This is a genomic window from Pedobacter hiemivivus (genome assembly GCF_004331685.1).
In the GTDB taxonomy this organism is placed as follows: Bacteria; Bacteroidota; Bacteroidia; order Sphingobacteriales; family Sphingobacteriaceae; genus Pedobacter; species Pedobacter hiemivivus.
Genome location: NZ_SJSM01000030.1, coordinates 19,280 through 31,715 on the forward strand (window position 1 = coordinate 19,280; position 12,436 = coordinate 31,715).

The 12,436-nt window shown below is 39.6% G+C and carries 8 protein-coding genes; 3 read left to right on the forward strand and 5 right to left on the reverse strand.

Annotated elements, in window-relative coordinates:
• Window position 1: 1 nt before the first annotated feature.
• The 5 genes from EZ444_RS24635 to EZ444_RS24655 all read right to left on the reverse strand — a co-directional run bounded on the left by EZ444_RS24635 (window position 2) and on the right by EZ444_RS24655 (window position 7,795).
• Window positions 2-3,337, reverse strand: coding sequence for a TonB-dependent receptor (locus EZ444_RS24635; protein ID WP_131612388.1), 3,336 nt, complete (start codon window positions 3,335-3,337; stop codon window positions 2-4).
• A gap of 75 nt (window positions 3,338-3,412) precedes the next feature.
• A complete protein-coding gene (locus tag EZ444_RS24640; protein WP_131612390.1) occupies window positions 3,413-4,537 on the reverse strand; it encodes a FecR family protein in 1,125 nt (374 codons plus the stop codon).
• Window positions 4,538-4,580: 43 nt separating this feature from the next.
• A complete protein-coding gene (locus EZ444_RS24645) occupies window positions 4,581-5,123 on the reverse strand; it encodes an RNA polymerase sigma factor (RefSeq protein ID WP_131612391.1) in 543 nt (180 codons plus the stop codon).
• Between the two features lie 124 nt (window positions 5,124-5,247).
• Window positions 5,248-5,877 carry a response regulator gene (locus EZ444_RS24650; RefSeq protein ID WP_131612393.1) on the reverse strand — a complete coding sequence of 210 codons (630 nt, stop codon included), beginning with the start codon at window positions 5,875-5,877 and terminating at the stop codon, window positions 5,248-5,250.
• Window positions 5,867-7,795: a sensor histidine kinase gene (locus tag EZ444_RS24655; protein ID WP_165503720.1), complete on the reverse strand. Its 1,929-nt coding sequence runs from the start codon at window positions 7,793-7,795 to the stop codon at window positions 5,867-5,869. Before EZ444_RS24655 ends, EZ444_RS24650 begins: the two co-directional genes overlap by 11 nt.
• 132 nt (window positions 7,796-7,927) lie before the next feature.
• Here EZ444_RS24655 and EZ444_RS24660 point away from each other — a divergent pair, with 132 nt between their 5' ends.
• From EZ444_RS24660 to EZ444_RS24670, 3 genes are all read left to right on the forward strand, one after another.
• Window positions 7,928-9,331: a phosphatidylinositol-specific phospholipase C domain-containing protein gene (locus EZ444_RS24660; protein ID WP_131612397.1), complete on the forward strand. Its 1,404-nt coding sequence runs from the start codon at window positions 7,928-7,930 to the stop codon at window positions 9,329-9,331.
• A gap of 141 nt (window positions 9,332-9,472) precedes the next feature.
• Complete coding sequence (locus EZ444_RS24665; RefSeq protein ID WP_205945346.1) at window positions 9,473-11,488, forward strand: MBG domain-containing protein; 2,016 nt, start codon at window positions 9,473-9,475, stop codon at window positions 11,486-11,488.
• Window position 11,489: 1 nt separating this feature from the next.
• Complete coding sequence (locus tag EZ444_RS24670; RefSeq protein WP_131612401.1) at window positions 11,490-12,374, forward strand: PorP/SprF family type IX secretion system membrane protein; 885 nt, start codon at window positions 11,490-11,492, stop codon at window positions 12,372-12,374.
• Window positions 12,375-12,436: the final 62 nt, after the last annotated feature.

Below are 12,436 nucleotides of genomic sequence, written 5' to 3' on the forward strand. Positions count from 1 at the left end.
TTTAAAATGTAGCCTCTAAACCAAAGCTGTATAGTTTAACCTGGGGATAGACACTTCCAGAACCAATTGGTGCTTCTACATCGTATCCATTAAGAAAGCGGTCGAAAGAGGCCACGTTTGAGCCATTTGCAAATACTCTGAGGCGATTGATGCTCAATCTTTTGACCACGTTAGCTGGCAGAGTGTAGCCAATCTGGATATTTTTAATACGCAAATAAGACGCATCTCTCATCCAGAAACTGGAAGCCTGCTCATTATTAGATTCACCAAAAGCGAGTCGCGGATATTTTGCGCCCTGGTTCTCTGGCGACCAACGGTCTTTATTTTCCTCACGAATCGTTCCACCGAGTGCTCCGCCTACATTAAAAGGTAAAACGCCGGGTCCGTTCACATAACCATTGGCTTTACCTACGCCTTGTATCAACATGGAAAAATCGATGCCTTTATAAGATGCGCCAATGTTGGAAGCAAAAGTGAACCTGGGAATCACACTACCTATAATGATCTTATCACTTTCGGTAATCAGGCCATCACCATTTTGATCTTTGTATTTGATGTCGCCTGCTTTAACAGCACCAAATTGTTTAGCGTGAGCGGCAACTTCTGCATCAGATGTAAAAAAACCTTGTGCTTCGTAGCCAAAAAGTGAGCCGATTGAATAACCCTCTCGGTTTACCTGTAGCTTGCCGGCCTCGTTGATGCCTTTCATATCAATTACGGTATTTTTTACATCAGATACATTGAAACTCACGTTATAATTGAAGTCTTTGACCTTCCCTTTATAAACTATGCCCAGTTCCCAACCCTTATTGTCAACAACTCCAGCATTTTGAAAGGGTGCTTTCAGACCAATGGTGAGTGGCACATCAAGCTCCAGAAGTATATCCCTGGTACGCCTTTGATAATAATCGGCAGTGATGCTCAAATTATTGAAAAGGGTTAAATCAATACCGATATTCTTTTCTTCAGTAGCCTCCCAGGAAATATTCTTATTGGCCATCTTGTTTAATGTTGCCGTATTTACGATCTGTTTACCCAAAGTGGTAGATTCCAGTTCCAGTGCAGTGGTGGAGGGATAGGTACCGATAAGCTGGTTACCAAGCCTACCCCAGGATAGCCTTAGTTTGGCTTCGTTAATGGTGTTTTTTAATCCGCTGAAAAAGTTTTCTTCTGAAATTCTCCATCCTGCTGATGCAGATGGAAAAAATCCGTATTTATTGCCGGCTGAAAAGCGGGACGAGCCATCGTAACGTGCATTGGCCTCGAACAGATATTTCCCTTTATAGGTATAATTGAACCTACTGAAGAGTGATTGCAGTGCCCATTCTTCGGCATCGCCGGTTGCAGTTTGATTTAATGCTGAACCAGTATTAAGCACCGGGTACTCTGGAAGTATATAGGTATCCCGGTAGCCATTTAGTGACTCGGTATAATAATCTTCGCGTGAACCACCAACTAAAAATTTCAAGTCATGATCGCCAAATCCCTTGCTTGCTGTAACTGTAGCCCGCATATTGTTAAAAAATGATTGTGCTTGTTTTTGTGTTAGTGAGGTTAGTGCAGGTGTAAGGAAGCTGCGTGTACCATTGGGTAAATAAGACTGAATTGCTTTCCGGAAATTTTTGGCTGATGAAAGTGCGTATTTGGGTGAATAGGCTGCCTCTGCCTCCAGCCACTCAAAAGGTTTATAATTTAGAGTCGCGTTGATGCTGCCAAATGGTGCCCTCAGCCTGTTCGTCCCTCCATCTCTGGTTGCTGATATGGGATTGACACCGTTCCAGCCCACTCCCCACTGGCCATTTTCAGTAATACCAATCTGATTTGCAGGAATTCCGTTCATCCATTGAAAGATCTCCCCGGAGGCAGAAGTATTAATATCTGAAGTTGTCGCAGGTTCAGTAGTGATGGCATTTACGAATTGAAGATCGACTCTGGCTTTTAGTTTATCAGAAAAAGTGATGTCGGCATTGTTACGAATGGTGTATCGTTTGAAATTTGAGTTTTCAATGATCCCTTTCTGGTCGAGAAGCCCGAAAGAGCCCAGTAATTTTACCTTTTGCGTGCCACCCTGGATGGTTAGAAAATGGCTTTGTTGTAATCCGGAACCCGTTAAAGTTTCTTTTTGCCAATCGGTATTTGAATAAAGATCTGAACTACGCCCGTTCTGCTCCCGGTACTTGTCGATCAGCGTATTGGCATAAAGGGGGGTTCTGCCAGTATTGGCATATGCTTCGTTGATTAACAGCATATAATCCAGTGCGTTTACCAGTTTAGGTAAATTCGTTGCATCTTGCCAGCCAATATAGTTGTTGTAAGAGATACTGATCTGATCGGCGCTTGCCCTTTTTGTTGTCACTAAAACCACGCCATTTGCCGCCCTGGACCCATAGATGGACGAAGAAGCTGCATCTTTAAGGATAGAAATGGATTCGATTAAATTTGGATCTATATTATCTATTGAGCCCTCGATTCCATCGATAATGACTAGTGGATTGGCATTGCCCATGGTACCTATCCCACGTATGCGAATTTGTCCACCATCACCACCGGGCCTGCCCGAACTTTGTCTGATGGTAACGCCGGGTGCCATACCTTGCAGCGCGGCAGAGGTTTGCCCCATCGGACGTGCCGCCAGATCCTTTCCTGAAATCATAGAAACAGCGCCCGTAAGGTTCACTTTCTTTTGTGTTCCATAACCCACCACCACCACCTCAGTCAGATCGGTATCATCGGCCTTCATTTTTACGTTGATACTGGTCTGACTACCTACAAGGATTTGCTGTGTGGTATAACCAAGATAGGAAAACATCAGGGTGTTACCGCTATTTACTTCAATTGAGTAGCGCCCAGCCTGATCTGTAACAGTACCAGCATTGGTTTCTTTAACTTTTATGCCTACTCCCGCCATTGGTAATCCCGAATCATCGGTTACAGTTCCCCCTATTTTTTGACGGGCATTATTTACTGCCCCCTGGTCTGCTTTATTGTCTGCAGGAACAGCAACTGGTGTAACAACTTTTTGCAATACAATGTACTTCTCTTTAACCACCCAGCTAAGTGCTTTCCCTCTTAGGACAGCATTCATCACTTCTCCCAGTTCGGTCTGATTAAAGTCGACAGAAATCTTTTCGGTGTCGTTTAGCAGTTTATTACTGTAGAAAACGGTTAACCCAGTTTGTTTTTTAATGGTTTTAAATAAAGTGGCAATGGTAATGTTCTTGCCTTTGAGACTGATCTTGCTGATGCCTTGAGTACTTGCGCTGACAGGCAATAAAATAAACAAGATCAAAATAACCGGCAGAGATAGCCAGCCTAATCGGGTTAGTTTTTTAAGCATACATTTAAAGTTTATATTAGGTTTGCTCTAAGACGCAGCTTTTACCCGAATGGGTGAAGGTATTTTGAAAAAAAATTACCTAAAGGTCAATATTCCATTTTTTAGCTCCGCTTGCATTCCCGAAGTTATTTTTAAATTATTGATCACGACTTCCAGGGGCAGGTTTTTGTCAATTTCTCCGGTAAAAGTTTGTTCGGAGACTACCTGGTTCTGCCATGCGATTTTCACATCAAACCAGCGGGTTAAGACCTGCGAGATCTGGGATAGTGGTTGGTTATGGAAGGAATAAGTTCCGTTTCGCCAGGAAAGTATTTCTTGCGGATCAAATATTTTGATCTCCAGATTGTCTTTTCCTATCACGGCTTCCTCTCCCGGTTTTAATTTGATGACCTGATTGTCTTTCTTCGCAGATACCGCCCCCTCGACAAGTGCGGTGGTAAAACTTTGAGCAGTATAGGCGTTCACGTTAAAAGACGTTCCATGTACATGCACGTCAGCATAGGAAGTATGGACAATAAACTCCTGTTGCTTGTTCTTTGCTACTTCGAAATATGCCTCTCCTGTTAAATAGACCTCTCTTGTTTGTTTTCCAAATTGGAAAGGAAAACGCAAACTGGATGCCGCATTCATCCACACCGTGGTACCGTCTGATAATTTAATCTTATAGTCTTTTGTAACCGGGACAAAAATCGTAGCCCATTCTTTACTATCGACATTACCGGAAGCGTAGCTCAATTCCTTTTGTTTTGTGTTGATTTGGGTCTGCCCTAATTTAATCCTAGTGTTATTGGAAAGATCGATGGCTTTTCCATTGTCTGTTTTAAGGTATACCTCTTTAAATTCCTGACTCTGAAGTGGTGAAGGCTCTTGTTTTGTGAAATTGAAATACCATATTAGTGGAATCGCAATGGCCAACATCGCTGCTACACCACTTAAAGCCCATCTATTTCTGCTGAAAAATGAACCTGGTTTTTGATGCAGGTTTGTGGCAGTTTTCTCCCAAGCCTGATGTGGGCTTAGTCCAGAGAGGAATGCTGTTCCTTCAGGGTTCCCCATTTTGGCTTCCAATACTTCCCAGAATTTTTGCACTTCGGCATAGCTTGAAATAGCATGCTCGGCAACAAGGTTATCCTGTTCACTGATCGTTCCTGCTATCTTTTCAAATAAAAGACCTTGTATATATTCCTCGTTGTACTCCATTACTACACATTAGACGCAATTAAGCGATGATCAGGTGAATATTTCATTTAAAATTGATGAGTTTTTTTTGCAAGGCTTTTACAGCCAGTTTTAAATGGGTTTTTATGGAGTTTACAGAGAGTCCCATTTCCTCCGCTGCTTCCTTATATTTTTTATCTTCTAGGTATACCAACTTAAATGCCTTTTGACGCCGGGAAGGTAACTGGCCAAATATTAATTCAAACTTTCCTTCGTAATCATTTTGCGGAACAGTTTCGTGGTCCTCTTCACCCCGCCAATTTTGTTCTTCTGTATATTTATGGAGCTTTCGCTCAGCTATTTTTTTATCTCTGAGAACTGTTAAGCACCGATTGTGGACTGACCGGAGCAAATAGCCTTTAACAGAGGTATTGATAGAGAGAAAAAGGTTATTTTGCCAGACGGAAATAAACAGGTTTTGTACCAGGTCCTCGGCCTCCATATCATCCTCAAGCATAAAATATGCCTTAACAGAAAGTGCCTTATAATATTTCTTAAAAATCAGCTCATAGGCAGAATAGTCCCCACGTTTAAGTTGATCCAGTAATATTTGGTCTTCATTTTCCATGCGACAATCAAGCAGGTTATCTAGGCTCTGAATATATAAAGCTAATCATTACTACGAGAAATGGAAATACAGAATAAACTAATTTATTTCCAGGGTGGCAGCTTGGCATTTTGCCGCATCAGTTTTAGATATTATGCTCACTGGCAAACTGAATCAGTTCACCAACGCCTTTCAAGTTTAATTTTCGGTAGATGTTTTTCCGATGGGTTTCTATGGTATAGATGCTCAAGCTCAATTGCGCAGAGATTTGTTTGTTGCCCTGGCCAAGTTTAATCAATTTAATGATTTCTATTTCCCTTGGAGATAGCTTTAACTTATTAGCAAAGTCATCTTGTTGCCAGGCTGGTGTAGCAGAGGTTTTCTGGAAGGGTAAATCAAAATAGGTACCACCATTGGCAATATGGATCATTTTTTCTTTTAGCAGAGGCGCAATAATGTCCTTTAATATAAATCCCTTTACACCATCTTCTTTAGCTGCGGCAATAAGTTTAGCATCAAAGTACATACTCAAAAAGACGATTTTAATATCAGGCATACGCTGCCGTATTTTTTTAGCGGCTTCCAGTCCGTTCATATAAGGCATATTGATATCAAGCAGAATCAAGTCTGGCACAATGGTATTTAATGCCTGCATCAAAAGTCTGCCATTAGCGACTTTCGCGATGACTTCAAAATCAGGCACACTATTTAATATTTGCTCCAGGCCGTCGGCTAACAACAAATGATCGTCGGCAATAATGATTTTAGTCTTCATGTGCTGTTGCTTTAGCGGTGTTCTCAAGCGGGATTTCTATAATGATCGATGTTCCCTCTGTGCTGTCGTCGATATTAATCTTTCCATGTAAAAAATCAGTTCTCGAACGGACGTTTTTCATACCAATGCCTTCGGTAAAAGCCGTTGTACTGCCACCTATGCCATTATCTTCCAGCATCACAATAATTTCATCATTAGTAAGCAGTAGCTGTATGGTAGCTAAACTGGCTTGCGAGTGCTTAAGTGTGTTGTTGATGAGCTCATTTATAATACGGTAAATCGTAATAGAAAAGATGTTTCCAATATCCTGATCGTTTCCTTCGGTAATCAAGGTGAAGCGGATGTTACTGATCACTTTAAGTTCGTCGATTTTGTTTCTCAAGATGTGAAAAATACCCAATTCAGTAAAGTCTTTGGGTAATAGATTGTGTGATATTGATCTTAAATCACTGATTGCCTTATGACCAATATCGATGCTTTTTTGATAATGGGCCTGGCTTTCTTTGTTTTTTTGATCCTGACTATCAGGTAGATTACTAATGTGGAGTAAGAGGGTGATCAATGTAGAGCCTAAATCATCATGTAGGTCTTGCGCAATTCTTTTGCGTTCATCTTCCTGGGCAGTCACAATTTGTTGCAACGTTTCTTTCTGTTGCAGGTTGAATTTTAGCAGAATCTGCTCTTTATCATTCTTATACAAGTTGTACCGGTAAACGATGCCGATGAAAATGATAATGGCTTCTATTACTAAGCCAATTTGGATATCATTTGGTAAAGATTGAGCTCCACTATTTAAACTTCCACCCAATAGGTAAATGCAATACTTTAAAATGCCAAAACCGATAAAACCGCCACCAATTAAATAAAACCAGGCCAGTTTTACCTTTTGAAAAATCTTTTCGATGGCAACTAAGTAAAATAAAATAGACAGTATAAATGCTACACTTATAAGTGCATACTCATAGGCCACCTTGAGCGCTGCAGAATTGTCAAACCAGTAGTGGATCATGAAACCGGCAACCGGGAATATAAAAAAAAAATACTTCAACACATCCATGCTTCTTTTGAAACGAGAATTTTCGACAGTAACGTCTAAAAACGCGGTAATTAGATTGGTCATGGTAATGAAACCGAGACTAGCGGCAATGTATTCTGATATGGTCGCCAGAAATGGCTGATTGGGGTACAGGTATTGGAAATCTAGTGCCACATTGCAATACATCCAGTAGAGCATGGCCAATACATATTGAGCATATATCAGGTGTATTTTTTCTTTTAAGGACAGGTATAAGAAAATATTGATCAGGATACTAAAGATCATGATCCCTGTTAGCACGCCTAAAAATAAATATTCTTTTTTCTCTTCCGCCCTAAAACTGTCACTATCCATTAAAGTAGGAAGGATGTTTAAGCTAGAACCTTTATTGTCAATTAAAGCCAGAAAAGTGCCATGACTTTGACTACGTAATTTGATGGGAAATACAATGTCGTAATGCGTGTATGGTCGAGCATTAAAATTAAGCTTCATACCAGATTGGCCCACAAGCACATAACCTGTATCGGTTTGTAAATAAAGTTGTGCTAAATGTAACCAGGGCTGATGCAACTGGAAGTAAAAAGTGTCATCCGCTTTTTGTTCGTTTTTTAAGGTGAAGCTTAACCAATAATAACTGTTGGTAACCCCCGCGTTGATGGCATGATCGGGATATAGTTTTTTAAAGGAATTGATGTTTATAAGTTTTGAGACCTCTTTTACCGATAGCTTATCTGGGGTTTGATAGTAGTATAGGTGTTCGTTAAACTGGAAGGTTGCATTGTCTTTGATATTCAAGGTATCCGATCGTAGTTGTGCTGATGCACCCAGTGCTAAAAGCAGGGGGAGGATTAGGCATAGCCATTTTGATATTTTTATGATCACCTTGTCCAGTTTTATGTTACACTGCAAATATCTAATATAAAACAAATATAAAGACGTACCCAATATTGGGTATTGGCGCCCGGTTCGGGTAGTTATACCTTTAAAATGAAAAATAACTAAAACTAATATTTTATGGGACAAGGCGGACATTTATTGTTAAAAAACAAAACTCCATATAGATGGAAATTAACACATAAGCATTCTTATCAGATGAAATACTGGGACAATAGTTTTCCCAGTATTATCGAACCTGGCTCATTTGCACATGTTTATATTGAATGGACAGAAGGCACAAAAAACAAAAAAGATGATGCAGGCGAAATTGACTATGTAATGGAGGGAATAAATGCTTCATTTCAAATTCAAGCAAGGGCTAAAAATGGATTTGAGATCAACATTTTATTCAAGAATTTTCATACCAATCAAATTGGAAATGGAGAAACTATTCGTTTAGGTTGGAGCCATAATAACTCACTGGTGTTCATGATCGCTGGCAGTAATGGACAATTTACTTCATTGGGAAGCAGACAGAATGCTAATAAGTGGATGATTAATCTAAATGATAATAAAAAATTAAATGAAATAACTATTCCAGGCTCTCATGATACATGTACTTATGATATGTCTCTTGTTAATTATGGTTATCTCCTTAATTTAATAAATATTATACCTACTGTTGATCCCTTCTCTCTGTTATTGAAAGGTGCCATTTCCTTAGGAGGAAGTCTCGCAGTTAATCGGGTTGTAGCATTCAGCCAGTGTCAAGAAATGAATTTAAGAAAGCAGCTGGATAGGGGCTTAAGATTTTTGGACATTCGACTCAAAAAAGAGGAAAATCACTTGCAAGCATATCATGGAGGAATAAAAATCCCAATGACTTTCTCTCAAATCACACAGACTTGTTATGAATTTTTAAAGCTGAACAGTAGCGAAACTATAATTATGAGTATCCAAAATGAAGGTGATGGGAACAAACCAATTGGTGTACTTGTAAAATCAGAAATTGATGCAAACAAGGAAAAGTGGTATGTTGATTCGTCAATTCCCCGACTAGGTAATGGTACAAACAAAGAGGACGCCAGAGGGAAATTAGTTTTATTAAGACGATATGCACAGCAGGCTGACGAAACAAAGATTGGTATTAATATTTCAGACATATGGCCTCAGAATACTCAAAAGGAGAACCTGGTGAATTCTGATAACCAGTTATTCTCGATCCAGGACGAGTACCAAGATTATATTTTAAATAAACTTGACCATAAATTTTTAAATCATGTAAGGCCCTTTTTAAAAGAAACTGCCAATACTTTATTTATCAATTTTACAAGTGGAATAGGTACTACAGGAGGATTTGTATTTCCTAAAACTTTGGCAAAAGGAGATGAATCATTCTCTACTTTTAAAGGGACAAATCAATTACTATTTAATCATCTTCTTGATAAGATGAATGGGGTATACGGTATTATCCCAATGGATTTCCCAGAATATCCAAATGACTCATTAATTCCTCTAATCATCTCTACTAATCATTTTTAATAAAATATCAATGTCCGCTCTGTCCATTGCTTTTAGGCCATAATAACACAGTTCTCATCATAGTCATCCCTTACAATGAAAAAAACAAGACCTGAAAAAATATACCATACAAAATTGGTTGGTATATTAATCATAGTGCTTATGTTCGTTTACAACAGTGCAGCCGGGGAATTCTACATCCTCAATAACCCAACTTCAGCCTTTCCATCGGACGATATTAGTGGAGGTGGTTCCAGAACATATAGTTATGCTAATTCATTTTGGATACGAGCTTATGGTTGGAGTGACGAAGAATTTTCCATTCAAATTACTAATTCTTCTAATCCTGGGGTAGTGGCTCTTGGAGGGCAAAATTACAATGCCCTTGGAGCTACCCGGGCAAAACATTATCCACTTATATTTACTGGCCTTGGCACCACAACAATTACTTTTTCGGCCATACAGAATAGCAACAATGCAGTTTTAGGTACAGTCACTGTTACTTTTACCATTACAGCATCAACGCTTAATATCACAGCTCAGAATAAAAACAAGACTTACAGTTCTGCCGATCCCCAATTCAACTATAATGTTTCCGGTCTGCGTAGTGGTGAGTCGGCTACGAGCATCGTATCAGGAAGCATGTTAAGAGCTGCTGGAGAGAATGTAGGGACCTATGCCATTACGCCGGCGGCTACATTTACAATAAACAGTCCCAACTATAATTTGGGAACTATAACCAACGGCACTTTTACCATTAATAAAGCCAATATAACTGGTGTTTCTCTAAGTCCGCAAAGCTATGTTTATGATGGCACAGCCAAATCGCTAAGCATTAATGGCAATCTTCCTGCTGGCACAAGCTTAAATTATGCCAACAATACTTTAACCAATGCAGGCACACAGGAAGTAACGGCCTCTATAACGGGGACTAATTATAATGATCTGATACTAAAAGCAAATCTAACCATCAACAAAGCCGGTATAACCGGTATTACCTTAAGTCCGCAGAGCTATGTTTATGATGGCACAGCCAAATCGCTAAGCATTAATGGCAATCTTCCTGCTGGCACAAGCTTAAATTATGCCAACAATACTTTAACGAATGTTGGTACACAAGAAGTTACTGCCAGTATTACAGGGAGCAATTATAATGACCTGACACTAAAAACAAACATAGCGGTAACTAAAAAAATAGTTACGATTATAGCAACAGCAGTTAGTAAAGTTTATGGCAATTCAGATCCTGTATTAGCTTATACTTCTAGCGAGGCTTTAATAACAGGTAATAATTTTAGTGGAACCATTGTAAGAGCAGCAGGTGAGAATGTAGGCAGTTATAACATTACGCAAGGAACATTAACTGCAGGTGGTAATTATCAGATCAACTATACCGGTGCAAGTTTAACTATAACCAAAGCCATATTAACAGTAACAGCAAACAATGCACAAATGTGCCAGGGTACTGGGCTTCCTGTGTTTACAACTAGCTACAGTGGTTTCAAGTATAATGATAATGAAAGTAGCTTAAATACTAAAGCTAAAGTAAACACTACAGCGATCAGTAGTTCACCAGTAGGGAATTATTTACTTGTTCCAGCTGAAACTGCATCAGGTAACTACAGTTTTAACTATGTCAATGGTACATTGAGCATCAATGCATTACCGGTTGTGGTTATAACAAGTAGCAGAGGTAATAGCATCAGCAAAGGTGAAAGCCTACAGCTTATTGCCACTGGCGGTGCCAGTTACATTTGGTCGTCAACAAAAGGAGCGACATCAGGTCCGAATAATGCGATACTGACTATTCGCCCTGAGCAAACAGCCACCTATAGCGTAACGGCAAGTAATGCCAACGGTTGTGGCCAAAGCACAAGTATAACCATCGAGGTAAGGGATGATTTTGAAATGGTGAAGGCTAATAATATTCTTACGCCAAATAATGATGGCTACAATGATGTATGGATGGTCGACAACATAGATATGTATGCAAATAATGAAGTAAAAATATTTGATAAGACGGGACGACTTTTATACAGTAAAAAAGGCTATGATAATACCTGGGACGGGACGGTAAATGGAGGACCGCTAATCGAGAATACCTACTACTACATCATTGATTTCGGGACCGCCAAACCTAAACAAAAAGGATACATCACATTAATCAGACAACAATAAGATGAAATTATATAAACAACTATTAGGAGTTATTGCAGTTTGTGCTTTGTTTGTAAATTTAGGTTACGCACAGCTAAATCCACTTTCTGCACAGTATTATACCAATCAATATCTGGCCAATCCTGCTTTTGCTGGCGCAGAGCAAGGCTTAAAACTAAATGGTGTTTACCGCAAGCTTTGGAACAATGTACCGGGATCACCATTAACACAAAACCTAACTACCGATTATGGCTTTAACAAAGTGGGTATCGGTTTAACGTTGAATAATGAAAGTGCCGGTCTGCAAAGGCAAACCAGAATTGTGGGGACTTACGCCTATCACCTGAAACTAAACGAGTCGAATGATCAGTTGCATTTTGGAGTGTCAATAGGCTTGATGAGCCAGCGCCTGGAGAATGCCGATATCTATGGGAATGCTAGTGATCCAATGGTCGGGCAGTATAACGACCGTAAGCCTTACCTTGATGGTGATTTAGGAATTGCATATACTTCAGGAAAACTGAGCCTTCAGGCAGCAGTCCCTAACCTAAAAAGTGTATTAAAAAAGGATGCGATTAAACTGGCAGATGTGGCAACTTTTTACGCCGCTGCAAGTTATAAGATAAAAATCAGTGAGGGGGCCGAAGCGATGAATCTGGAGCCTTTGGTGGCTTATCGCGGGGTAAAAGGTTTTGATAATATCTGGGATGCGGGGGCGCAGCTTGATATTGCCAATAAGCAGGTGTTTTTACTCGGTATGTATCACAGTACTGAAAATGCCACCTTCGGTTTAGGTATGAACTTCAAAAAGAAATACCTGGTCAGCGGAATTTATACCACACAGACATCGGCATTAAGTAACTATACCAATGGAAGTTTTGAATTGAACCTGAGGCTAAAAATATAATGTACCTATAAGTTTAAACTGAATAATTTCATACTTTTACAGTAGTAAATCATAGTCAATTT

Excerpts from the sequence above, each read along its gene's own strand:
- EZ444_RS24660 (WP_131612397.1), top strand. The coding sequence starts at position 7,928 with ATGGGACAAGGCGGACATTTATTGTTAAAAAACAAAACTCCATATAGA.
- EZ444_RS24640 (WP_131612390.1), bottom strand. The coding sequence starts at position 4,537 with ATGGAGTACAACGAGGAATATATACAAGGTCTTTTATTTGAAAAGATA.
- EZ444_RS24635 (WP_131612388.1), bottom strand. The coding sequence starts at position 3,337 with ATGCTTAAAAAACTAACCCGATTAGGCTGGCTATCTCTGCCGGTTATT.
- EZ444_RS24665 (WP_205945346.1), top strand. The coding sequence starts at position 9,473 with ATGTTCGTTTACAACAGTGCAGCCGGGGAATTCTACATCCTCAATAAC.
- EZ444_RS24650 (WP_131612393.1), bottom strand. The coding sequence starts at position 5,877 with ATGAAGACTAAAATCATTATTGCCGACGATCATTTGTTGTTAGCCGAC.
- EZ444_RS24645 (WP_131612391.1), bottom strand. The coding sequence starts at position 5,123 with ATGGAAAATGAAGACCAAATATTACTGGATCAACTTAAACGTGGGGAC.
- EZ444_RS24670 (WP_131612401.1), top strand. The coding sequence starts at position 11,490 with ATGAAATTATATAAACAACTATTAGGAGTTATTGCAGTTTGTGCTTTG.